The sequence below is a fragment of the Rhizobium sp. BK196 genome, from assembly GCF_014193255.1.
Taxonomy (GTDB): Bacteria; Pseudomonadota; Alphaproteobacteria; order Rhizobiales; family Rhizobiaceae; genus Rhizobium.
In genome coordinates this window covers 128176-151876 of the sequence record NZ_JACHZB010000004.1, presented here as the reverse complement: position 1 = coordinate 151876, position 23701 = coordinate 128176, and the positions used below count along the sequence as shown (strand labels likewise).

Sequence of the window (23701 nt, the reverse complement as noted above, 5' to 3'; positions counted from 1 at the left end):
TAAATTATGCAGCAATTTAAAGTGCTGCAGCGTCCTTTGCGCGTCTGAAGAAGCGTGGCGCTGGAGTCAGATCGCTCCAGCTATAGGCTGATGACAGCAGATAATACGGGTGAAAAATGGCGCGTGCCTTTCTCTTCGTTTTGGATTCCTTCGGTGTCGGCGGGGCGCCGGATGCGGCAGCCTATGGCGACGAGGGCGCCGACACGCTCGGCCATATCGCCGAATTCTGTGCGGCCGGCGCTGCCGACCGAGTCGGCCTGCGTTCCGGCCCGCTTTCGCTTCCGAACATGTCGGCGCTTGGGCTATTGCATATTGCACGGGCCGCTTCAGGACAGTTTCCGGCCGGGATGCCGCTGCCGGACAAGATCTACGGCGTCTATGGCGCCGCCAGCGAAACCTCGCGCGGCAAGGACACCCCGTCAGGTCATTGGGAAATCGCCGGAACGCCTGTTACCTTCGATTGGGGGTATTTTCCTGACAAGGACGATGCCTTTCCGCCGGAACTGATCGACGCGCTCTGCCGCGCAGCTAACGTGCCGGGCATTCTCGGCAACTGCCATGCCTCGGGAACCGAGATCATCGCGCGCTACGGCGAAGAGCATATGCGCAGCGGCAAGCCGATCTGCTACACGTCCTCGGATTCCGTGTTCCAGGTGGCCGCTCATGAAGTCTATTTCGGCCTCGACCGGCTGCTCAACTTCTGCCAGATCGCCCGCGGCCTGCTTGATCCCTACAATATTGGCCGCGTCATCGCGCGCCCCTTCATCGGCCAGAGTGCTGCGACCTTCCAGAGAACGGGCAACCGCCGCGACTTTTCGGTGCCGCCGCCGGAACCGACGCTGCTCGACCGGCTCGTCCAGCATGGCCGCAATGTGCATGCGGTCGGCAAGATCGGCGATATCTTCGCCCATCAGGGCGTTTCGCGGGTCATCAAGGCAAACGGCAACGATGCCCTGATGGATGCGTCGCTTGCGGCAATAGACGAGGCGGAGGATGGCGATCTCGTCTTCACCAATTTCGTCGATTTCGACATGCTGTATGGCCATCGCCGCGACGTGGCCGGTTATGCGGCTGCCCTCGAAGCCTTCGACGAACGCCTCACTGAAGTTCACCGGAAGCTGCAGCCCGGTGATCTCGTGATCCTGACCGCCGATCACGGTTGCGACCCGACCTGGCGCGGCACCGACCATACGCGCGAGCGCGTGCCTGTCATCGCTTACGGTCCCGGCATCCGGTCGCGCTCGGTCGGCATACGCCGGACCTATGCCGATGTCGGCGAAAGCGTTGCGCGGCATCTCGGCATTCCCGCAGGGACGCATGGGAGGAATTTTCTGTGAGATCGGATTTGAAGAAGGTCGAGCTGCACTGCCATCTGGAGGGTGCCGCTCCCCCTGATCTGACTGAGGCTCAGGCGCGTAAATACGGGATCGACATCAGCGCCCATCTGCAAGACGGCGTCTATGTCTGGCATGATTTCGCGAGCTTTCTCGAATGTTATGACAAGGTTTCCGAGGTCTACAAGACCGAGGAAGACTATGCGCTGCTGACGGAAACCTATCTGGAAGAACTTGCCGGCATCGGCACGATCTACAGCGAGCTCATCGTTTCGCCCGACCATGGCAAGCGCATCGGCCTCGGTGCGGACGCCTATATATCAGGTGTTTGCGAAGGCATCCGCCGGGCGAAGGCAAAAAGCAGCATCGAGGCGCGGCTGATCGTGACCGGGGAGCGGCATTTCGGCCCGGAAAGCGTGATCGGCGCTGCGGAATATGCGGCAAAGGCCGCTAATCCGCTGATAACAGGCTTCAATCTCGCCGGCGAGGAGCGGATGGGTCGCGTTGCCGACTATGCGCGCGCCTTCGACATTGCCCGCGATGCAGGGCTTGGCCTCACCATCCATGCCGGCGAAGTTTGCGGCGCCTTCAGCGTTTCGGACGCATTGGATGCGGTGCGCCCTTCGCGTATCGGCCACGGTGTGCGGGCAATCGAAGATGCCGACCTCGTCAAGCGGCTCGCCGACCTCGGCACGGTGCTGGAGGTTTGCCCCGGCTCGAATATCGCGCTCAAGGTCTTTCCGGATTTCGACTCGCACCCATTGCGCAGGCTGAGGGATGCGGGCGTGAAGGTGACGATCAGCTCCGACGATCCGCCGTTCTTCCACACATCGCTCAAGCGGGAATACGAGCTTGCCTCGCAGGCCTTCGGCTTCAGCGATGCTGACATCAACGCCATGACGCAAACGGCCATCGAGGCGGCCTTCGTCGACGAAGAGACGCGCAAAGCGTTGCTCGCCCGTCTTTAACGGCGCGGAGTTATTAATGGCAAATTCGCCTCCGCTCTTGCAGTGGAGGCGATTTCCATGGAAGAAACAGCCGATAAGAACAAAGAATTGGAAGGTTTCCCTATGGACGGCGTCACAGTCATCGATCACCCGCTCGTGCAGCACAAACTCACCATCATGCGGCGCAAGGAAACCTCGACAGGCAGCTTCCGCCGGCTGTTGCGCGAAATTTCGACACTGCTCTGCTATGAGGTGACGCGCGATCTGGAGCTGACGATGGAGACGATCGAAACACCGATCCAGGAGATGCAGGCGCCGATCCTCGAAGGCAAGAAGCTGGTCTTTGCCTCCATCCTGCGCGCCGGCAACGGGCTTCTCGAAGGCATGCTCGATCTGGTACCCTCCGCCCGCGTTTCCCATATCGGCGTCTATCGCGACCACGAAACGCTGCAGCCGGTCGAATATTACTTCAAGGCGCCTGAGGATGTCGCCGAGCGCCTGATCATCGTCGTCGACCCGATGCTTGCGACCGGCAACTCCTCGATTGCCGCGATCGACAAGCTGAAGGAGCGCGGCGCGCACAATATCCGCTTCCTCTGCCTGCTGGCCGCCCCCGAGGGCCTCAAGAACTTTCGTGCCGCGCATCCCGACGTTCCGGTCTTCACGGCGGCGATCGACAGCCATCTGAACGAGAAGGGTTACATCGTGCCCGGTCTCGGCGATGCCGGCGACCGGATGTACGGTACCAAATAATTTCAGCGTCCTTTACCAATTCGAAAGCACTTCAAGGCCTGGGCGGTTCGTTCCGGGCCTTTCTTATGTCGCCGTTAGCAACTTTTCAGCACTTATGGCTTAGCTGCTTGAAACATGAGGTCCCGCATGAGGCGGGGTTTATACAGGAAGGATTTCTGTTTCATGCTCATGCGTACCGTCATATTTGCCAGCATCGCGGCGGCACTGGCGACACAGGTGCCTTCTCTGCTCACCGGCACGACCCAGCCCGGCAATACGATCTCCGCAAATTTCGTTTCGGCCGAGGGTAGCGCGCCCGATGCGCCTGCTACGATCGCCAATGGCGGCATGATCCGCCTTCAGGCCGATTCCCAGGGCCATTATACCGGCAATTTCAGGATCAACGGCAAGCCTGTGCAGGGGCTGATCGATACCGGTGCCACCTATGTCGCGCTGAACGAAAGCCTCGCCCGCAGGCTCGGCTTTTCCGGCAACCAGCTCGATTTCCGTTATGCCGTCAATACGGCGAACGGCCAGACCAAGGCGGCGCATGTGATGCTCGACCGCGTGGAAATCGGCGGCATTCGTGTTCGCAGCGTCGAAGCCTTCGTGCTGAAAGACGAAGCGCTGAGCAACACGCTTGTTGGTATGAGCTTCCTGCGGAAGCTTGCCTCCTACTCCGTTGCCGATGGCTCGCTCAGTCTCAAGGAGTAGAGCCCATCAGATCCGGCCGGCGATGACCGGAAGCGGTTCCGGTTTCTCGTCGGCAATGCGATAGTTTGCGGCAAGTGCGACGACGGCTCTTTCGGCCGAAGCCTCGTCGGCAGCGTGAACGAGCGCTATCGGATCGCCCTCATGCACATGCGTTCCAAGCGGCAGCAGGCCGGTGAAGCCGACGCTGTGGTCGATCCTGTCGGCAGGGTGGCGTCGCCCGCCACCGAGATCGATAACGCTCACGCCGAGATCGCGGGCGTCGCAGGCCGCGAGCCAGCCGCTACGCGAGGCCGGAACATGCCGCTCGACAGGCGCCCTGCGCAGATAGGCGTCGGGCCGTTCCAGAAGATCGGCGGGGGCCCCGAGCATATGCACCATGCGCGCGAAGATCTCCGCAGCCTTGCCGGAAGAGAGCGCATCCTGCGCCTTGCTCTCCGCCTCGATGAGGGAGCCGGCAAGACCTGACTGCACGAGCATTTCGGCGGCAAAGGCAAGCACTATGGTTTCAAGGCGGGTACCGGTCTTTCGGCCTGCCAGAAAATCAAGGCAGTTGCGCACTTCCACGGCATTGCCGGCGCTATCGGCAAGCGGCTGGTTCATGTCGGTGATGAGCGCAGAGGTTTTCACGCCCGCACCATTTGCGACTTCGACCAGCGAATGCGCCAGCGCGATCGCCTGCTCGGGATCGGCCATGAAGGCACCGTTGCCGGTTTTGACGTCGAGCACCAGGGTCTGCAGGCCGGCGGCAAGTTTCTTCGACAGGATCGAGGCTGTGATCAGCGGGATGGAATCGACGGTCGCCGTCACATCGCGCACGGCATAGAGCCTGCCATCGGCCGGGGCCAAGGCACCCGTCGGGCCGATGATGGCGCAGCCGACCTCTTTAACCACTTTGCGGAAGAGAGCGGCATCCGGATTGATCGTATAGCCTGGAATGGATTCGAGCTTGTCCAGCGTGCCGCCGGTGTGGCCGAGGCCGCGGCCTGAGATCATTGGCACGGCCAGGCCGCAGGCGGCGGCGATCGGGGCGAGCATCAGCGAGACGTTGTCGCCCACGCCGCCGGTCGAGTGTTTGTCTGCGACGGGGCGGTCGATACCGTCCCAGGAGAGCATGTCCCCGGAGCGGGCCATGGCAAGCGTCAGTGCAACGGTTTCGGTGCGCGACATGCCCTTGAACCAGACCGCCATGGCGAAGGCGCCGATCTGGCCTTCCGACAGATTGCCAGCGGCAAGGGCTGCGATAAAGGCGTCGATATCATCGGTCGGCAGTTCAGCGCCGTTGCGCTTCTGGCGGATGATCTCCTGCGGGATCATCTCAATAGCTCGAGGCGGCCGCCGGCTTCGGTTCCGTGCCGCTGAGGACCGAAAGGATATTGTCGAGCAGCCCGGACGCGCCGAAACGGAAGGTGGAGGGCATCGCCCAGTCCGGCGTCATGATGGTTTCGGCGAGGCTGAGATAAAGGGCAGCATCGGCAACTGTCGATATGCCGCCGGCCGGCTTGAAGCCCACCTTGCGGCCGCTCTCTCTGATCGCGCGGATCATGATGTCGGCCGCTTCGAGCGTCGCGTTGACGGCGACCTTGCCGGTCGAGGTCTTGATGAAATCGGCGCCGGCTTCGATCGCCAGTTCCGAGGCGCGGCGGATAAGAGCGGCATCCTTCAGCTCACCGGTCTCGATGATGACCTTGAGAAGGACAGGCGCAACGCACTCGGCGCGCACGGCCGCAACCATGTCGGTAACGGCCTTCTCGTTGCCTGCCATCAGCTTGCGATAAGGGATGACGAGATCGATCTCATCGGCACCATCGGCGATCGCCTCACGCGTTTCGGCGGCGACATCGGCGATTTCCATATCACCGGAGGGAAAATTGACGACGGTCGCGATGCGAACCGGGTGGCCCTTGCCGAGTACGATACGGGCATGGGCGACGAAACGCGGCCAGATGCAGATTGCGGCACTGCTGCCATAGGGTGTCTGCGCGCGGGCGCAAAGCGTGTCGATCTGCTCCTGGGTGCAATCGTCTTTCAGGTTGGTGAGATCGAGAAGGGAAAGGGCGACGGCGGCCGTTTCCCGGTTGGAATGGCTGTACATTTTCGCTTCCTCCACCGGCAATCAGTGACCGGCAATCATTTCTTTGAGTATGGCGGCGAGACGGGCACCGCCAACCGGCGCCATATCCTTGGTTTCCTCGTGGCTGAGCTCGTTTCCGGTCATGCCAGCCCCATAGTTGGTGATTACCGAGGCTGCCGCAACCCTTAAGCCCAGCATTCTTGCGATGATGACTTCAGGCACGGTCGACATGCCGACCGCATCTGCGCCGAGAATGCGAGCCATGCGGATCTCGGCCGGCGTCTCGAAACTTGGGCCGGAGAACCACATGTAGACGCCGCTTGCGAGCGGGATATCAAGCGTCTTTGCCGCATCTCGCATGGCAGCCGCAAGATCGGCGTCATAGGCATTGGTCATGCCGACGAAGCGATTGTCGCTCTCTTCGCCGATCAGCGGATTCATGCCGGAATAATTGATGTGATCGGCGATCTGCATGACCGAGCCCGGCGGCATGTCCTCTTTCAGCGAACCGGCCGAATTGGTGAGGATCAGCGCCTCGACGCCGAGCGCATGCAGAACCTCGATCGGCAGCCGCATGGCATTGGCATCGCCCTTTTCGTAATAGTGGACGCGGCCCGAGAGCATGATGACCGGCACCGAGCCGAGATGGCCGGCGACGACCTCTCCGGCATGACCGGAGACGGCGCTGACCGGAAAGCCCGGCAGGTCCTTGTAGGGGATGCAGACCGCATCGGTAAGCTCGCTGACGAGCGAGCCGAGGCCGGAGCCGAGTACGATCCCGTATCGCGGCTTGAGCCCACCGAGCAGTGCTGCGAGCAGTTCGACGGTCGCGATCATCCGAGTTCCGTTTCGAAGCTGAAGGGCAGAAGCTCTTCCATGGTCATGGTCTTCTTCACGCCGGTTTCGTCGCAAAGGTAGATCCTGGTGTCCTTGCCGGCGAATTCCGAGATCTTCTGCCGGCAGCCGCCGCAGGGCGGGCAGAGCGGCAGTTTTTCGGCGATGACGGCCATTTCGACGATCTTCTTCGCGCCGCCCATGATCATGGCGCCGATCGCCGTAGGCTCCGCGCACCAGCCTTGAGGGAAGGAGAGGTTCTCGATATTGGCGCCGGTATAGACCTTGCCGTCCTCGGCGCGGATCGCAGCACCCACCGGGAACTTGGAATAAGGAGCGTGCGCGAAGGCCATGGCGCCGCGAGCAGCTTCGAACAGGTCGTGAGACATCTCAACGCTCCTTCACATAGGGCACGCCGCCGGCCTTCGGCGGGATTGCGACGCCGATGAAGCCGGCGAGCAGAACACAGGTCAGGATATAGGGCAGAGCCTGGAAAACCTGAACCGGCACCTCGCCGATCAGCGGCACGTGCTTGCCCTGCATGAAATTCGCGAGAGCATCGAGGAAGCCGAAGAGCAGGCAGGCGAACATGACCGGCACGGGCTTCCACTTGGCGAAGACGAGAGCGGCAAGCGCGATATAGCCCTTGCCGGCCGACATGTCCTTGATGAAGGCAGCCGACTGGGCGATTGCCAGATAGGTGCCGGAAAAGCCGCAGAGGATGCCGGCGCACATGACGGCGCGGTAGCGCAGCCAGGAGACCGAAATGCCTGCCGTATCGACCGCACCCGGATTTTCGCCGACAGCGCGAAGGCGCAGGCCGAAACGCGTGCGATAGAGGACCCACCAGGAGAATGGCACGGCGAGGAAGGCAAGGTAGGTCAGGATATTGTTGCCGGAGATCACGCCGGCATAGAGCGGGCCGACGATCGGCACGTTCCTGACAGCATCGGCGCCCGGCAGGATGATCGGTGCGAAGCGTGCCTCCGGCAGCAACTGCGGCGTGCGGCCGCCCTGCCCGAACCAGGCCTGGCCGAGCACGATGGTGATACCGGCGATGAAGAAGTTGATGGCGACACCCGAGATGATCTGGTTGCCGCGATTGGTGATCGAGGCAAAGCCATGCACGAGGCTGAGCGCCACCGAGCAGACCACGCCGGCGCCGAGGCCGGCCCAGGCCGAGCCGGTGAGATAGGCGATGCAGGCGGCGGCGAAGGCCGAGCCCAGCATCTTGCCTTCGAGACCGATATCGAAGATGCCGGCGCGTTCGGAAAACAGGCCGGCAAGAGCGGTGAAGATCAGCGGAATGGAGAGCCGGATCGTCGAGCTCAGAACGTTGATGAAAATCTCATAATATTCCATCGTCTGTTCCTCAGGGTCGCTTGAACTGCTGGTAGATGCGCACCATCGCCGGGCGGAACATATACTCCAGAGCGCCGGCAAACAGGATCACCAGACCCTGAATGACGAGGATCATCTCGCGGGTGATGTTGGGCATTTCGAAGGAGATCCAGTCACCGCCCTGATAGAGGACGCCGAAGAGGATCCCCGCAAAGATGATGCCAAGCGGATGGTTTCGTCCCATCAGTGACACGGCGATGCCGACGAAGCCGGCGCCGCCGACGAATTCCACCTGCAGGCGTGCCGACGAGCCCATGACGGGGTTCAGCGCCATCATGCCGGCGAGCGCGCCTGACAGCAGCATGGCGATGATGATGATGCGCGCACGGGGCGTGCCGGCGTAATCGGCAGCCGTCGGGCTGATGCCCAGCGTGCGCATATCGAAGCCGAGCTTGCTGCGCCAGACCAGCACCCAGACGAACCAGGCGGCCAACAGGGCGATGATGAAGGAGACGTTGAAGGGCGCTGCACCGAGCTTGGCCCCGAACAGGCTCATGATCCAGCCGAGCTTCGGAAGCTGTCCGCCTTCGAGGAAGGTGCGGGTTTCCGGCGCCATCTTGCCCGGTACGATCAGCACATGCACCAGCAGATAAACCATGAGGGCGGCGGCGATATAGTTGAACATGATCGTCGTGATGACGATATGGCTGCCGCGCTTGGCCTGCAGGAAGGCGGGGATGAAAGCCCAGGCCGCCCCGAAGAGACCGGCGCCGATGACGGCGATCGGCATGGTCACATACCAGGGCACATATTTGTCGAGCGCCAGCGCCACCAGCGCACAGCCGAGGCCGCCAATATAGGCCTGGCCTTCCGAGCCGATGTTGAAGAGGCCGGCATGGATGGCGACGGCGACCGAAAGGCCGGTAAAGATGAAGCTCGTCGCATAGTAGAGCGTGAAGCCGATGCCTTCGCCGCTGCCGAAGGCGCCTTCGATGAGCAGCGAGAGGGCGGCAAGCGGGCTTTCGCCGATCAGCCAGACGACGAAGCCTGATATCAGAAAGGCGACGACCAGGTTCAAAAGAGGGATCAGACCGTAATTGATCCATCTCGGCAGGGTTACGGAAGCAGTGCTCATTCAGGCCTCACGCGGCAATGCCGGCCATCATCAGGCCGAGGGTCTGTTCACCGGCATCGGGCGCCTTCTCGCCGACGACATGGCCGGCGAACATGACAAGGATACGGTCGGAAAGGGCGCGGATTTCGTCGAGTTCGACGGAGACGAGCAGGATGGCCTTGCCCGCATCGCGCATCTCGATGATCCGCCGATGGATGAATTCGATGGCGCCGATGTCGACGCCGCGGGTCGGCTGGCCGATGATCAGCATCTTCGGGTCGCGCTCGATTTCGCGGGCGACGACGATCTTCTGCTGGTTGCCGCCGGAAAAATTCGCCGTCTTCAGGCGCGGGTTCGGCGGGCGGATGTCGTATTTCTCGATCTTCTCCATCGCGTCCTTGCGGATCGCATCGAGATCGAGCAGGGGGCCGCGGCTGTATTCAGGACGGTGGTGATAGCCGAGCACGGCATTTTCATATTCCTCGAATTTCAGGACCAGGCCCATATGGTGGCGGTCTTCGGGAATATGCGCCAGGCCGAGCTCGCGAAGACGGGCCGGATCGGCCTTGTCGATCGGCTGGCCGTCGAGCAGGATTTCGCCTGATGCCGGCTTGCGGATACCGGCGATCGCCTCCAGCAGTTCCGACTGGCCGTTGCCGGCGACACCGGCAATGCCGACGATCTCGCCGGCGCGGACATCGAAGGAGACGTTGTCGACCATCGTCACGCCCCTGTTGTCCTTGACCGTCAGGTTGCGGACGGAGAGCACGACATCGGCGGGTTTCGCCTCGCCCTTCTGGACGCGCAGGAGCACGCGGCGGCCGACCATGAGTTCGGCGAGCTCTTCGACCGTGGTCTCGCTGGTCTTGCGGGTGGCGACCATCTCGCCGCGGCGCATGACGGACACCGTATCGGTGATCGCCATGATTTCGCGCAGCTTGTGGGTGATGAAAATGACCGTCTTGCCCTGGTCGCGCAGCACGCCAAGGATACGGAAGAGGTGATCGGCTTCGGCCGGGGTCAGCACGCCCGTCGGCTCGTCGAGGATCAGGATCTCGGCGCCGCGATACATGGCTTTCAGGATTTCCACGCGCTGCTGCAGGCCGACCGGGAGCTGCTCGATCAGCGCGTCCGGGTTGACCTCCAGGCCATACTCGGTTTCCAGCCGCTTGAGTTCGGCGCGGGAGGAAGCAACGCCCCGTGCCAGCAATGCGCCGCCTTCGGCGCCGAGCATGACGTTTTCCAGCACCGTGAAATTATCGACCAGCATGAAATGCTGGTGCACCATGCCGATGCCGGCGGCGATGGCGGCCTGGCTGTCCTTGATGGTGATGGGCTGGCCGTTGACGCGGATCTCGCCGCTATCGGCCTGGTAAAAACCGTAGATGATGGACATCAGGGTCGATTTGCCAGCGCCGTTTTCCCCGATAATGCCATGGATCGAGCCCTTGGCGACGGTCAGGTTGATGTCCTTGTTGGCGTGAACGGCGCCGAATTTCTTGTCGATGCCGACAAGTTCGATAGCAGGCTGGTCTGTCACAGCAGGCTCCAAATAAGAAAAGGGCGTATGGCGAAAATCCTTGTCCGCCATACGCCCGATCTCAGTTACGACTCACTTCGGGCAGGCATTGTCCGTGGTGTAATCGTGGACCTTGACGGTGCCCGCAATGATGTCGGCCTTGGCCTTGTCGACGGCAGCCTGCATCTCCGGCGTGATCAGCGGCTTGTTGTTGTCGTCCATGGCGGCGGCAACACCGTCTTCCTTGACGCCGAGAGACTGGACGCCGGCCGTGAACTTGTCGTTCTTGGTGTCGTTATAGGCGTTGTAGACGGCGAGATCGACGCGCTTGACCATCGAAGTCAGGACGGAACCGGGATGCAAATGGTTCTGGTTGGAGTCGACGCCGATCGACAGCTTCTTGTTGTCGGCTGCCGTCTGCAGCACGCCGAGACCGGTGGCACCGGCTGCCGCGTAAACGACATCGGCACCCTGGTCGATCTGGTTCTTGGTGAGCTCGCCGCCGCGAACCGGGTCGTTCCAGGCAGCACCGGTCGTGCCGGTCATGTTCTGGAAGACTTCAATATCGGCCTTGGCCGCGCGTGCGCCCTGCTCATAGCCGCATTCGAACTTGCGGATCAGCGGAATGTCCATGCCGCCGACGAAGCCGACCTTGCCGGTCTTCGACGCCATGCCGGCGAGAATGCCGACGAGATAGGAGCCTTCCTCTTCCTTGTAGAGAACGGAGCGGACATTCGGCTTATCGACGACGGAGTCGACGATGATGAACTTGGTATCGGGGAATTCAGCGGCAACCTTCTCGACAGCCGAGGTCCAGGCGAAGGAAACGGCCACAACCGGGTTGAAGCCGCGGCTTGCGAAGTTGCGGATGGCCTGCTCGCCCTGGGTGTCGCCGGTCGGCTCGAAATCGCGGTAGGCGATGCCGGTTTCCTTCTTGAACTTTTCAGCGCCGTTGAAGGCTGCTTCGTTGAAGGACTTATCGAACTTCCCGCCGGTGCCGTAAACGAGAGCCGGCTTGATGTCGGCGGCAAGCGCCGTCGTCGACATCGCTGCCACGGCAAGGAGGGTGAGAAGGGATTTTTTCATGAGTTTGCAGCCCTGTTGTTAAATATTTGTTTGGGGTCCTCCCGCAAGCCTTTTTCTGGCATGTCTGCGGAACCACCGACCTCCCCCCGGAGGCCTGGCTGCGCGCATCCTTGCATGGCTCAACGAAAAATTCACGAGAAATTTTTCGGTTGGTAAAGATTTGCGGTTATTGCCGAAAATCGATCCACGGGTGCTGAATTCTGGGCAAATCGGCCGCGAAAATGCGGATTTTCTGACCAATGTCGTCGCGGCATCCGGGTGCTTATCCTGCCGTTCCGGCAGCTGCCGGTTGCGCTCATCCCCGGCTCCCGTCCGCCTGCTACGCGGTAAAACGGCCTGCCACCGGCGGCTTCTTGTAGCCGATCATCCACAGGATGAGCGAGACCACCAGAAGCACGGCAAAGGCCGGCTGCAGCATGAGCCATTGAAAGATGAAAGCATAGAAACGCGGATGGACATAATAGGAGACGGCCGACTGGAGCGCAGAGAGCGTCGAGGGGCTGACCTCCTCCCATGCGTCCGAGATCGGGGTTATGACCACTTGCGAGGATGCGACGGACTGAATGGAATCGATGGTTCCGGCAATGACGGCAACTGCCAGCGCAAACAAACTGGCAAGACGCAACAAGAAACGCATCAAATCCTCCGACGACGGGTATGCCCTAGTATCCGGCGAGCCGCGCCATTTTCTTCCCAGACTAGAGATAGGCTGGGAGCGAGCACGGCGCAATGGACGGCATGCGCGCAGTTTTATCGGAAGAAGTCAAAAAACTGTTAGATTTGGGTTGATCGGCAAAAATTCATCGGTATATATCGCGCCGTTCCGACGATTTGCTCCTCTCCGGTGCGAAACGCAAAATGGACAGGTGGCCGAGTGGTTGAAGGCGCACGCCTGGAACGCGTGTGTACGTGAAAGCGTACCGAGGGTTCGAATCCCTCTCTGTCCGCCATTTAATTCGCCTATCTATTTGCTTTTGTGGCGATATTATTAAATCAGAACGTTCCGATCCATTAGCTCAAATCTCTTATCATTCATTACTTGTTTTTAAAAACAGTCGGGTAAGACAGGCTTGCAGTTTGTCGCGTGTCCATGCTGCCATGGAAACGCTGAGCAGCTCTCTTCTCGCCTCTGTTGTAGTTCGCAACCTAAGGTCTTGCCGAATCGCGCTTTGGTACTCACACTACAGTCCATGCCGACTCATAAGTTGTAAGGGTGGTGTATGGTTGCACGGGCTGAAGCTCCCAAAACGGATAGCGCGAAGGCTTCTCGCGTTTACAAAGATTTTCCGGGTTATGAACGCAGCGCATTTATCAACTTTTTGAAGGCCGGAGGGCAGCCGGATGACTTCCCCGGCCTCGACTTTGGTCCTGTCCTGAAGACCCTGCCATTTCGCAAAATAGCCGATTTTCATGTCTCTCGGGAAAAGCGCATTGATCGAGGAATGATTCCCTGCGCAATGTGCGGTTTCAAGGAGAAGTTCCTAGAGGGTTCCCTCGTTTGGATTGAGGGCCGCCAGACTATCGCGCTGATCGGTCACTGCTGTGCCGACAAGGAAAACCAACGCCGTGCCGAAGAGGAATACCTTGAGCGCATGGAACGGACACGCGCCGAGGACTTCCTGCTGGCGTCCCTTCCGCTTACCAAGGCAGCCCTTGCGGCGATTGAACAAGCGCTGGCCGCAGCAGTGGAAGCCGAACGCATTAAGGCTGCGTTCTCAAGGAAATTCCCAGCGGCTGTGCAAGCACTGAAGGGTGTCAGTAAGTCGGGCGGCATGCTGGGCCATACGGAGAAGATTAAGGATCAGTTTGATGAGGTCGGACCACGCGGGCTGGGCCGCTTGAATACCCACACGGTAACGATAGGGCACCTATTCGGTGCTGGTGCGTTAGGCTCGGGGTTTCATCCAGTCAAGGACCTCCGTGTTGCCCGATCGAGAGTTGAGGCCCTGATTTGCGAAGAGAGTCCCGAAGCCGCGCTGCAGCTTATTACGTCTAGTTACGCGAGCGGCGATGAGCTCAAGAAAGCCGCGAGGCTGCTCCTCGCAGCGGGCAAAGAATACAAGCGTTCACTTCGGCTCCTTCAGGAATTTCGCAGCTTTTTCGCCGAATACAACTTTTCCACTATCAACGAGTGGGCGAGGCATCCGCTCAGTGACCACCGATTTAGCTTCGAGTACCGGCGACTTGCCAACGGGGTTCGCATCAGCGGCAAAGAGGGGGACGCCTTTGACACCCTTCATCTCGAAGGTAGCGTGTTGCGCGCTCCGCCTGAGTGGCCGCTGGCTCCCACGATGGATGCCGAGTGAGCGAGCCGCCGGGAGTTAAAGGATGTTCCTTGATAAAATAACCTTTGTGGTTGGCGCTGGTGCCAGCACGGAATACGGCGAGAAAGTCTCCCCGTGGGTGGGGGCCTGCGGACTCGCATTGAGGAGGGATTTAACTTCACCGGCCGTCTCAATTGGGGAACTACGGATGGCGGCGACAAAGGGCTCTTCAATGCCATAAAGCGTCGCTATAGCGTGCAGACAGAAAACTATCAGAAGCGTCTTGCCGCCTCGCTACTGATCAAAGACCACCTGTACATGTTTCCTTCTATTGATGCGTTCATTGACCACTACGCTGACGAGGACAACTGTGTAGCGGAGATGGGGAAGGCTGCTATTGCAGTCCAGATCGCACGGGCCGAGCGCAGATGCCTGATGGCACCCGACCCTGAGAAATCTTCCTACAGCTTCGATATAAGGCGACTGAAGAACTCCTGGCTTGAACCCTTCGCACGCATTCTGATGGACAACGTGCGTGACCCTCGCGAGGTGGGGAATGGGGTCTCCATCATCTGCTTCAACTACGATCGGTGCATTGAGTTTTACCTAATCGAAGCTCTACGCAGGCGGTACCGCATCGACTACTCAGAAGCTCGGCAAATAGTCGGCAAGATGAACATCCTGCACCCGTATGGCACCCTCGGTCCGCTCCCGGATCAGGAGTTGATGCATGACGCTAGCCATCCGAATTTCGGCCCAGATGTAGACGATAGGTTCGACGCCTGGAGCCTGATTGCGGGCATAAAGACGTACACTGAGCGGGTGGAAGAAGGAGAAGCTCTGAGCCGCATACACACTGCAATGGCCGACAGCCGGCATCTGGTGTTCCTTGGCTTTGGTTTCACTACGGAAAATATGAAGCTTCTCTCTACGACAGAGACGATGCTGTATCCTCGCCATAAACACACAATGCTAACCACGGGCGTAGGTGTCTATGAGCAAGTTGTGCCGTCGCTGAAAGGTAAGATTTCAGACCTCTTCGCGAATCCTAATGGAAACCAGTGGCAGGGCTCAACCACGGTCGAAGTGGGCATGGGCTGCGCTGAGTTGCTGAACTCATACTACTTAATGCTTCAGCAATAGTCGCAGTGAGAAGTCCCTTTTGAATTTAGGGGTCACGCACCTAAGAGGTGATCTACGTGCCAGTAACCGCGCGACTTTCCCCGGTACCGGCCGGTGGTGCGTTGCCCCATTTCGACCGGACCATGTCCCCCGCATTGCGGTCCGACCTCATCCGACGACTCGGCCGTATCCCTCAGTTTGGGAAGGGGCCATACCGCCGTCCCCTCCATGAGTATCACTTGGGCAACCCCTTGTGAGTCTGTCGCGAAGTCACCAAGATGCTCCGGACTTTCACCACATCACCACTTCATTGCCAACAACGCAGAGGGGAGACCAGCAATGACGAATTTCAAGGCTGAAGACGAAGCAATCGGAACGATCATCCTGGTGGAGGAGCTGTTTCAAAGCTTGGTCAAGTCCGGCATCGTGCCTGCGGCCGTCATGGCTGACGTCGTGCGCGGCGCGGTTGCGAGGCTCGATACGACCGATCATTTCGGGGCGGGTGCGGCTGTGCGCCACTATTTCGAAAGCTGGCTGTCTAAGTAGATAATCTCCGCCGGGTGCATAGGATGCATAGGATGCAGGGGCAGTTTTCGGCGCTTTATAGAAATTGTCAGATTCAGTTCCTGTCATGTCACAATCTGACAATTTCCACACGGCGTATTAAAAATCCTATGCATCCTATGCATCCTATGCAGAGAGGCATCTGAAAACCCCTCATTGGGACCGGGTTTTTGGTTGACCCCCGTGAAGATTTCGACGAAAGCATCCGCGCAACTTGGCTTCGTCGTGTAGGCAACGTCTTTGCCTCAACTTTTGCCCGCAGTTTGGACTTGCCATAGAACCGCATTGGCGCGGTTCTTTCCCGCACCGACGATCATTTGTCCATCGACAATCCGCCCACAGTTCTTGCGTAAGAACCCGCTGAACCGCGTCGTATTCAGCTTGCCGTACTCGATGAATTCGCCAAGCGCCTCCATCAGCCCCTCATGCCGGCGGTTACCAACAGGATCGAAGGCTCCTTCGTCCACCATCCTGGCGATATCGGCCGCGGCCCAAGGCTTGCCGGCCGGCAGGGCCGCGATGATCGCCGAGGTGCGCTCCTTCTCTGGGTCGTTGTCCCGGATCTTGGCCGCATTGCCGAGCGGATCGGGCAGACCGAGCCAGACGAGCGCGGAGCGGACGAGGTTCGACCATTGCTCGAAGGAGCCGAGCGCCGGCGAGACCTTGTCTGCTTCACTGGCGACGAAGGCCCGCAGGAGCGTCAGGGCTGATGTGACGATCTCCACCCGCTGACGGCGCGTGTCCTCGACGACGTCGCTCGCAAAGACCCGCTCTTCCGGCCGCTCGACGCCGGCATCGAGATTGATCAGCACCACGCGCCGCGTCAGGTCGCCGGCAAAGCGCAGCCCGTTGCCTGTGGCGCAGAACATGGCCGCCGTTGCCGAATCCAGCGAGAGGGTGTGGCCGAGCGGGCGGATATTGACTTCCTCCTGGGACAGGACCTGGCAAAGGTGATCGGAGCGCAGCGGCACCGACAGATTATCGAGATTGATGAAGCTGTCGCCGTGCAGGAGACGCGACTCGAGCACCTTGCGCAGCTCGCTGTCGTCTCCCGCATGGGAGTTGACCGCCGCGAGCCGGCCGGTCGCGAGAATGGCGGCAACGTCCACCAGCTTGGATTTGCCGGTGCCGGGCGCCGTCGCATTCAACCCGAAGAGCGGCGCGGTCTTCAGGCTGGGGCGGATGATCGCCGTCAGGATCATGGCGAGCGCTGCCGATTCATCGACGCCGCTGACGAAGGGGAAGCTCGCGACGAGCTTCCTGATGCTTTCCAGCGCTGTTACCGCCGCAGCCCTGTCGGGGCATTCGGGGATTTCGGGCCATATCTTGTCCGATTCGAAGAGTATGCCGGATTGCCGGTCGAAGCCCTGTGCATTGATGATGGTGCCGTCGCTGCGCATCATCGGCAGGGAAACGATCGCCCTGATCTGCGGGAAAGGCCAGTCGCCGTGTCGCGCAATGATGGATCTCGCGACCAGCGCCGGGCAGGATATATCCCTGTAGCCGAGCTTCTTTCTCTCGTCGGGCTTCAGCCAGAGCACGTGTTTCGACAGGATGTCGATCAATGCAGCCTCATCGGCAGGAACCAGCACCGTCTTTTCCTTCCCCGCAACCCGGACGGCCTGAAATAGGGCCGTATCGCGGGCGTAGAGCCGTGCGCCTGCATCGACCACCAGGCGGCAGGCACTCGTCACCACTTCCGAAAGGTCGGCTTCGTGGAAGATGAGCCTCGGCCGGCCGTCTCCCTCCCTGGTTTGTGAGGGCATCTCACCGACGACCGCCTTGCGCCGCGATGCGCAACCCGCACCCTCGGCCGTTACAGGCTTTTCGTCCTCAGTACCCGGCAGAGCGAAGGGGCGTATCGTTTCCTGCATGAAGGCCTCGATCTCCGCTTGCGTCCATCCGTCATCGAGCGCATCGGCGCAATCCCAGCCGCGGCCTGGAAAAAGGCCGGCGCGCCAGTCTTCGAAACGATAGCATTCGGGCGCGCTTGCGGCATCGGGATCGGCGAAGCCGGCAAGCCGGATGCGCGCTCCAAGGCTCGTCAGCTGCCTTGCGATTTCATTCGCCGCCGCCATGCCCGGGCGATCGAAATCCGGCCATATCAGCACGTCGCGGCCCGAGAGCGGCGACCAATCGGTGTGCTTGACGCCCTGCGTCCCGCCCGCCCAGGAAACGACCGCCCGCCCGCTCGCCATGCTGAGCCTGTCGCGGCACTTCTCGCCCTCGACGACGATCACTTCTTTCTCGCCGATATCCTGCAAACCGTAGAGCGGCCGCGGCTTCGGAAACGGCAAGCGGCACCATGTTTGCGTCCCGTCCGGCAGGCGGGCGAACATGACCATCGGCGTTTCCTTAGCCCCATCGACGAGATCATGGCGCAGCACGTAACCAAAGAGAGAACCGTCCGCCTTGCGATAGGGAAACACCATCGACGGCGCAAAGGAGCCCCATTCGGAGCGCCCGCCCCTGCGCTTGGGATTGTAGAGCCTGACAGGCCGGCCGGCCTGCAACAAATCCGCCGGCTGCGGCAGGGCCGTTATGCCCTCATAGACATCCGGCGCCTTGACCGGCTCCGGCCGAGCATTCGGCCGGCTGCCGATGCCGCCGAGGATGCGGATCGCTTCGGGCAGATCGACACCCTTCACCTCCCGCACGAAATCAAGGACATCGCCTTGCTTGCCGCAGCCGAAGCAGTGGAAACGCTCCACTCCATCGTGCGCTATGAAAATCTTGAAGGATGGCTTGTCTTCGGCATGGAAGGGGCAGCAGGTTTCGAGTTCTCGTCCGTTGCGGCTGAGCTTGTGGCCGTACTGCGTGACGGTGGAAGACAGCGACACGTCCCGCCGCAGACGTGCGATATCGTTCGTTTCGCCCGAGGATGGGTGTGGATGTGTTCGTGACATGAAATTTTCCGTGTGAGCTAAACGCTTGATTCTTTTGCCGGGGGCGTTTGATGCGTCGCCCGTGGCCCCCTCATCCGACCCTTCGGGCCACCTTCTCCCCGCTGGGGAGAAGGGGACGAGCCGCGACGCCTGTTTCCCCCTTCTCCCCTCGGGGAGAAGGTGCCCGAAGGGCGGATGAGGGGGCCACAGAAGCAAGGCCAGCCATCGAAACACGATCTCGGGCTCCTCGGTGGCGCCAGCGAGCAGCACGGCGCCGCCATGGGCCCTAGTCCGAAACCCGGACGTTCCGGTCGACGAAATGCTTGATATCGGCGGGGCGGAACAGCGTGCGGGAACCGAGTTTCACGAAGGGAAGCCGGCCGGCCTTCATTTGCCGGTAAATGCTGGCGCGGCTGATGCCGGTCGCCTGCGTGACTTGCCTGATGTTCAGCAAAATTCTCGGGATGACTTCCATGGTTTCTCTCCACGTCCTGACGTCTCTGACCGTATCCGTAGAGGCAGATGGTTGCCGGGATGAAGTCGCGCCGATGCGGCAGGGGATCTCCTTTGGCACAGCGCACATCGGCGGTTGCCCGAGGCAGCCCCATGCCCGCCATCCTCCCGAAGACACCAAAAATGGATCGCGATGGCGCGCGCTTGCCCCCGCTCCCGGTAAGGTTTGGCAAAGCAAAATGCGGTTACGATCCGATGTGGCGCGATCGGGAGCGAGAGGGGTGGCAAGGGCTGCTGCCCGCCGGGACGCGACCATCCGGGGACCTGACATGAAGACACTCATCATCGCCGCCGCCTTCGCGGCATTCCTGCCTGTGATTGCCCAGGCGGAAACGCTGGAATTTCCAAGCGACGATCCGGTCGCGACCGTCACCATTCCCGACAGCTGGGGGCCGAAGGAAACGGAGACCGGCATCGACGCAACGTCGGACGATTCGGCGATCTATCTTTCGATCGACGTTGCCGATGCAAAGACGAGCGACAAGGTCATCGACGAGGCCTTCGCCTTCCTGCAGAAGAACGGCGTTGCCATCGACGAGAAGACCCAGAAGGAGTCCGATTCCGAGATCAACGGCATGACGATGAAGACCTTCGACTGGGACGGCACCGACAAGGAAGGCCCCGTCAATATCGGCGTCGCCGTGCTCTCGCCCAGTGAAGACAAGCTGCTTTTGATCACCTATTGGGGCACCAAGGGCAAGCAGGACGCCCATGACGACGAGTTGATCGCCATCATCAGTTCGCTGAAGCCGGCCGGCTGATCTTGAGACGATGCAAGGCGCTGCCGGCATCGCGTCGCCTTGCATTGGAACAAGCGCGCGCCGGCACAGTTCCCTTTGTATGGCAAAAGCAAAGGCAAAGACCGGCACGATCCGCATCGGTATTTCGGGATGGACCTATGCGCCCTGGCGCGGTGTCTTCTATCCGAAGGGGTTGACGCAAAAGCGCGAGCTTGCCTATGCCTCGCGGCAATTTCCCTCCATCGAGATCAACGGCACATTTTACGGGCTGCAGAAGCCGGACGCTTTCGCCAGCTGGCGCGATGAAACGCCTGACGGCTTCGTCTTTTCCGTCAAGGGCTCGCGCTACATCACCCATCTCAAGCGCCTGCGCGACATCGAAAAGCCGCTTGCCAATTTCCTCGCCTCGGGCCTGTTGCGCCTGGGGCCGAAACTCGGGCCGATCCTATGGCAATTTCCGCCAAGACAGAAATTCGATGCCGAGCTCTTCGACCATTTTCTGGCATTGCTGCCTAGGGATACGGAAGCTGCGGCCGATATGGCGAAGCGGCATGACGAACGGCTCGACGGCCGCGCCTGGACGAAGAGCGAGAGGGTGCTGCCGATGCGCCATGCGCTGGAAATCCGCCACGACAGTTTCTGCGCGCCCGAATTCATCGAACTGCTGCGCAAACACAAGGTCGGGCTGGTGGTTGCCGACACGGTGGAATGGCCGCTGCTGATGGATGTGACGGCTGATTTCATCTATTGCCGGCTGCATGGGTCCGAGCAGCTTTATGTCAGCGGTTATGATGACGAAGCGCTCGATCGCTGGGCCGGGCGCATCGATGCCTGGACACATGGGATCGAGCCCGATGATGCGAACCGTGTCGAGCCGCCGCTGAAACGATCCGCGAAAGGGCGCGATGTCTATGTCTATTTCGACAATGACGTGAAGGTACGCGCGCCGGCGGATGCGCGCTCGCTTGCCGAAAAGCTCGGTGTCGCTCTGCCGCCTGATGACAGCCTGGTCGTCAAGCCGAAACGCCGTGGCGGAAAGCCTGTCACCCAGGAGCCGCGCCAGCATTGGCCGGCACTGCGGTCGACGATTTAAACCAGCACAGCCTGATCGGTCCGGTCCTCGGTGCCGAAGAATTTCAGATAGCGCTCCACCTCGGCCGGTTCGCCGGTCGCCTTCTGCGGATTGTCCGAAAGCTTGACCGCCGGGCGGCCGTTGGCGTCGCTCACCTTGCAGACGATGGAAATCGGCATGAAGTCGGAACTGTCGTTCGGCGCGCAGCCGGCAAAATCATTCGTGAGGTTCGTGCCCCAGCCGAAGCTCATGCGCACGCGGCCTTCGAAATGTTTATAGGTATCGATGATGGCATCGACATCGAGGCCATCGGAGAAGATCAGGAGCTTCTGGCGCGGGTCGCGGCCCATCTTCTTCCACCAGTCGATGATCTTCTCGCCGCCTTCGATCGGCGGAGCGCTATCCGGGCGGAAGCCGGTCCAGTCGGCCACCCAGTCCGGCGCATCGCGCAGGAAGGCGGCCGTTCCGAAGGCGTCCGGCAGGACGATCAAGAGGTTGCCGCCATAGAGCTTGTTCCAGTCGCGCAGCACCTTGTAGGGCGCGTTCCTGAGCTGCTCGTCGGTCTCGGCAAGGGCGGCGGCGACCATCGGCAGCTCGTGCGCATTGGTGCCAACGGCTTCGAGATCGGAATCCATAGCCAGCAATACATTGCTGGTGCCGGTGAAGGCCGGGCCGATTCCTTCCTTCAGCGCTTCCACGCACCAGCGCTGCCAGAGGAAGCTGTGGCGGCGGCGGGTGCCGAAATCGGAGATCCTGAGGCCCGGCAATTCACGCAGTTTCTCCACCTTGGCCCACATCTTGGCCTTGGCGCGGGCATAGAGAACATCCAGCGTGAAGGGACCCATCGCCTTCATGGCGGCGCGCGAGCGTAACTCGTTGATGATGGCAAGAGCCGGGATTTCCCACATGGTCGTTTCCTTCCACGACCCGTGAAAATCGAGCACATACTGCCCGTCCTTCTTGGAAAGCTCGTATTCCGGCAGCTGGAAATTGGAGAGCCAGGCGAGGAATTCCGGCTCGAAAATCTGGGCGCGGCCATAGAAGCTGTTACCGGCAAGCCAGATCATCTCCTTCTTGGCGAGCCTCAGCGTACGCGCATGGTCAAGCTGCTCCCGCAGTTCACCCTCGTCGATCTGTTCCGCCAGACGCACGCGCTTGGTACGGTTGATGAGGGTGAAGGAGGCGCTGACGTCAGGATAGAGCTTCCAGATCATCTGCAGCATCAGGAGCTTGTAGAAATCCGTATCGATCAGACTTCGCACGATCGGATCGAGTTTCCAGGTGTGATTGTAGACGCGCCTTGCTATATCGGTCCTGGCCATGAAGCTCCTGCCTGTCCGTCAATCCGGTCAGGTGCGGCCTTGTGACGGCCAGCGCACGAAACCGGCCCGTGCGCCTTCTTATCGAAAAATCGATAAACAAAGTCCAGAAAAAACAACAGCGATACCCCGCAGCCATTTTTGCTGCGGGGCATGGTTTTAAACGTTTGATATCAGCTCGTTATTGTACGGGTGCAGCGGGCTGGGCCGGCGCAGTGCCGCCATTCTGCGGCGGAGCCGCCGGAACTTGAGACTGCATCTGCTGACCGGGCTGCTGCGGGGCGACGTCATCGGCTTCCTTCTGACCCCAGATCTCGACGGGGATCCAGACAAGGAAAGCCAGCACCAGTGCAGCAACCAGTACGGTCAGGATGCGATAGCCGGTGCGGCCCTGCTTGGCCTTGACAGGCGAGATCTGCTCTTCGGCATGAAGCTTTTGATCGGACTTTTCCCAACGCGTTTCCGTATGCGTCATGATCGTCTCCTTTCGCTCATCCGCAGGCCGGACCTGCAGAGCTTGTGCGAAGAAAACGACAAGCGGCAGGGGAAGTTCCCTGATGCCGTCAGTAGCCTGCGGTGCGATCGACGACGAATTGCAGCGGCTCGCCACGCTCGAAACGAGCGATCTGGGTCTCGACATGGCGGAAAAGCGCGTTCTCTTCGGAGATCGCAGCGTCATGCGGGGTAATGAAGACAGTCTCCAGATGCCAGAGCGGATCGTCCGCCGGCAGCGGCTCGACCTCGAAGACGTCGAGCGAGGCGCCGCCGAGCACACCGCCCTCGATCGCCGCGACGATATCCGCCTGGACCTGGCTCTTGCCGCGGCCCGCATTGATGAAGACCGGTTTGCCGAGCGCACCGCCCTGGCGGAGCCTGGAGAAGAAGGCCTTGTTGTAGAGGCCGGTCGTATCCGGCGTCAGAGGCAGCAGGCCGACGACGATATCGGTCTTCGACAGGAAGGTGTCGAGCTGCGGCCCGTCGAAGGTTTCGATGCCTTCAACTTCCCTCTTCGAGCGCGACCAGCCGATGACGTTGAAGCCCATGACCTTGAGCTTCGCGACCGCATCCTGGCCAAGAATGCCGAGGCCCATGACGCCGACGGTGATTTCGGCGGCTTCCGGCGGCACAAGCTTGCCCCAGACGCGGTCGCGCTGGTCCCGGTCGTGCTCACGCTGCAGGCGCAGATGCATGAGGCACTGCATGACCACCCATTCGCTCATGCGCGTCGTCAGGCTGCGATCGACGAAGCGGACGATCGGGACGTCAGGCAAATCAGGAATGGAGAGAATGCTATCCACCCCGGCGCCACCGGAAAAGAGCACCTTCAGGTTCGGCGCGCGCTCAAAGATATCGGCATCCGGTTTCCAGAGCAGCGCGTAATCGATACCGGTCAGGTCGAGCTCCTTGCTGGCTGGATCGGCTGAATTGATGCTGCCGCGATCGGCAAAGGCGGTCTTCAGGATGCGGGCAACGGTTTCGGGGTCGAATTTGAGATCGACGAGGATGGGAGGTCTTGCTGACATGGTCTTC

Annotated in this window: 23 protein-coding genes and 1 tRNA gene; 10 read left to right on the top strand and 14 right to left on the bottom strand. The window is 60.7% G+C overall.

Features of this window, described 5'->3' with window-relative positions; genetic code table 11:
- Positions 1 to 116: 116 nt before the first annotated feature.
- The 4 genes from FHT78_RS15900 (at position 117) to FHT78_RS15885 (ending at position 3727) form a co-directional block, all read left to right on the top strand.
- On the top strand, positions 117 to 1337 hold the full coding sequence (locus FHT78_RS15900; RefSeq protein ID WP_183745713.1) for a phosphopentomutase: 1221 nt from the start codon (positions 117 to 119) through the stop codon (positions 1335 to 1337).
- Positions 1334 to 2302, top strand: coding sequence for an adenosine deaminase (locus FHT78_RS15895; RefSeq protein WP_183745710.1), 969 nt, complete (start codon positions 1334 to 1336; stop codon positions 2300 to 2302). Before FHT78_RS15900 ends, FHT78_RS15895 begins: the two co-directional genes overlap by 4 nt.
- Positions 2303 to 2404: 102 nt before the next feature.
- Positions 2405 to 3034, top strand: a complete 630-nt coding sequence (upp, locus tag FHT78_RS15890) for a uracil phosphoribosyltransferase (RefSeq protein ID WP_183746491.1) — start codon at positions 2405 to 2407, stop codon at positions 3032 to 3034.
- 126 nt (positions 3035 to 3160) lie between these two features.
- Positions 3161 to 3727: a TIGR02281 family clan AA aspartic protease gene (locus tag FHT78_RS15885; RefSeq protein ID WP_183745707.1), complete on the top strand. Its 567-nt coding sequence runs from the start codon at positions 3161 to 3163 to the stop codon at positions 3725 to 3727.
- Between the two features lie 6 nt (positions 3728 to 3733).
- Here FHT78_RS15885 and deoA read toward each other — a convergent pair whose 3' ends face one another.
- The 9 genes from deoA to FHT78_RS15840 form a co-directional block, all read right to left on the bottom strand.
- A complete protein-coding gene (deoA, locus tag FHT78_RS15880) occupies positions 3734 to 5041 on the bottom strand; it encodes a thymidine phosphorylase (protein ID WP_183745704.1) in 1308 nt (435 codons plus the stop codon).
- Position 5042: 1 nt separating this feature from the next.
- A complete protein-coding gene (gene deoC / locus FHT78_RS15875) occupies positions 5043 to 5819 on the bottom strand; it encodes a deoxyribose-phosphate aldolase (RefSeq protein ID WP_183745701.1) in 777 nt (258 codons plus the stop codon).
- Between the two features lie 21 nt (positions 5820 to 5840).
- On the bottom strand, positions 5841 to 6635 hold the full coding sequence (locus FHT78_RS15870; protein ID WP_183745698.1) for a purine-nucleoside phosphorylase: 795 nt from the start codon (positions 6633 to 6635) through the stop codon (positions 5841 to 5843).
- The gene (locus FHT78_RS15865; RefSeq protein ID WP_183745695.1) at positions 6632 to 7021 is read right to left on the bottom strand and encodes a cytidine deaminase; all 390 of its coding nucleotides are present in this window, start codon (positions 7019 to 7021) and stop codon (positions 6632 to 6634) included. The genes FHT78_RS15870 and FHT78_RS15865 overlap by 4 nt, the downstream gene beginning before the upstream one ends.
- Position 7022: 1 nt before the next feature.
- Positions 7023 to 7994, bottom strand: coding sequence for an ABC transporter permease (locus tag FHT78_RS15860; protein WP_183745692.1), 972 nt, complete (start codon positions 7992 to 7994; stop codon positions 7023 to 7025).
- 10 nt (positions 7995 to 8004) lie between these two features.
- Positions 8005 to 9108 carry an ABC transporter permease gene (locus FHT78_RS15855; RefSeq protein WP_183745689.1) on the bottom strand — a complete coding sequence of 368 codons (1104 nt, stop codon included), beginning with the start codon at positions 9106 to 9108 and terminating at the stop codon, positions 8005 to 8007.
- Positions 9109 to 9115: 7 nt separating this feature from the next.
- Positions 9116 to 10627: an ABC transporter ATP-binding protein gene (locus FHT78_RS15850; protein ID WP_183745687.1), complete on the bottom strand. Its 1512-nt coding sequence runs from the start codon at positions 10625 to 10627 to the stop codon at positions 9116 to 9118.
- A 72-nt stretch (positions 10628 to 10699) separates the two neighbouring features.
- Complete coding sequence (locus FHT78_RS15845; protein ID WP_183745684.1) at positions 10700 to 11692, bottom strand: BMP family ABC transporter substrate-binding protein; 993 nt, start codon at positions 11690 to 11692, stop codon at positions 10700 to 10702.
- Positions 11693 to 12011: 319 nt separating this feature from the next.
- Positions 12012 to 12329, bottom strand: coding sequence for a hypothetical protein (locus FHT78_RS15840; protein ID WP_183745682.1), 318 nt, complete (start codon positions 12327 to 12329; stop codon positions 12012 to 12014).
- Positions 12330 to 12552: 223 nt separating this feature from the next.
- Between FHT78_RS15840 and FHT78_RS15835 the strand changes: the two genes are divergently transcribed.
- From FHT78_RS15835 to FHT78_RS15820, 4 genes are all read left to right on the top strand, one after another.
- A tRNA-Ser gene (locus FHT78_RS15835) sits at positions 12553 to 12642 on the top strand.
- 270 nt (positions 12643 to 12912) lie between these two features.
- Positions 12913 to 13998, top strand: coding sequence for a hypothetical protein (locus tag FHT78_RS15830; protein WP_183745680.1), 1086 nt, complete (start codon positions 12913 to 12915; stop codon positions 13996 to 13998).
- Positions 13999 to 14091: 93 nt separating this feature from the next.
- Positions 14092 to 15099, top strand: a complete 1008-nt coding sequence (locus FHT78_RS15825) for a hypothetical protein (protein ID WP_183745677.1) — start codon at positions 14092 to 14094, stop codon at positions 15097 to 15099.
- Between the two features lie 318 nt (positions 15100 to 15417).
- A complete protein-coding gene (locus FHT78_RS15820; RefSeq protein ID WP_007827331.1) occupies positions 15418 to 15624 on the top strand; it encodes a hypothetical protein in 207 nt (68 codons plus the stop codon).
- 263 nt (positions 15625 to 15887) lie between these two features.
- Here the strand turns inward: FHT78_RS15820 and FHT78_RS15815 are convergent, their stop codons facing one another.
- Together FHT78_RS15815 and FHT78_RS15810 are read right to left on the bottom strand one after the other, a co-directional pair.
- Entirely contained in the window at positions 15888 to 18548 is a 2661-nt protein-coding gene (locus FHT78_RS15815; protein ID WP_183745675.1) for a CHC2 zinc finger domain-containing protein, read from the bottom strand.
- 265 nt (positions 18549 to 18813) lie between these two features.
- The gene (locus FHT78_RS15810) at positions 18814 to 19002 is read right to left on the bottom strand and encodes a helix-turn-helix domain-containing protein (RefSeq protein WP_183745673.1); all 189 of its coding nucleotides are present in this window, start codon (positions 19000 to 19002) and stop codon (positions 18814 to 18816) included.
- Between the two features lie 307 nt (positions 19003 to 19309).
- On the opposite strand from FHT78_RS15810, the gene FHT78_RS15805 reads away from it, so the two are divergent.
- Positions 19310 to 19801, top strand: a complete 492-nt coding sequence (locus tag FHT78_RS15805; RefSeq protein ID WP_183745670.1) for a histidine kinase — start codon at positions 19310 to 19312, stop codon at positions 19799 to 19801.
- 79 nt (positions 19802 to 19880) lie between these two features.
- Complete coding sequence (locus FHT78_RS15800; RefSeq protein ID WP_183745668.1) at positions 19881 to 20873, top strand: DUF72 domain-containing protein; 993 nt, start codon at positions 19881 to 19883, stop codon at positions 20871 to 20873.
- Here the strand turns inward: FHT78_RS15800 and pncB are convergent.
- From pncB to FHT78_RS15785, 3 genes are all read right to left on the bottom strand, one after another.
- Complete coding sequence (pncB, locus tag FHT78_RS15795) at positions 20870 to 22174, bottom strand: nicotinate phosphoribosyltransferase (protein ID WP_183745666.1); 1305 nt, start codon at positions 22172 to 22174, stop codon at positions 20870 to 20872. The genes FHT78_RS15800 and pncB overlap by 4 nt on opposite strands.
- 178 nt (positions 22175 to 22352) lie before the next feature.
- Positions 22353 to 22646: a hypothetical protein gene (locus FHT78_RS15790; protein WP_183745664.1), complete on the bottom strand. Its 294-nt coding sequence runs from the start codon at positions 22644 to 22646 to the stop codon at positions 22353 to 22355.
- Between the two features lie 88 nt (positions 22647 to 22734).
- A complete protein-coding gene (locus tag FHT78_RS15785) occupies positions 22735 to 23694 on the bottom strand; it encodes a glyoxylate/hydroxypyruvate reductase A (RefSeq protein WP_183745662.1) in 960 nt (319 codons plus the stop codon).
- Positions 23695 to 23701: the final 7 nt, after the last annotated feature.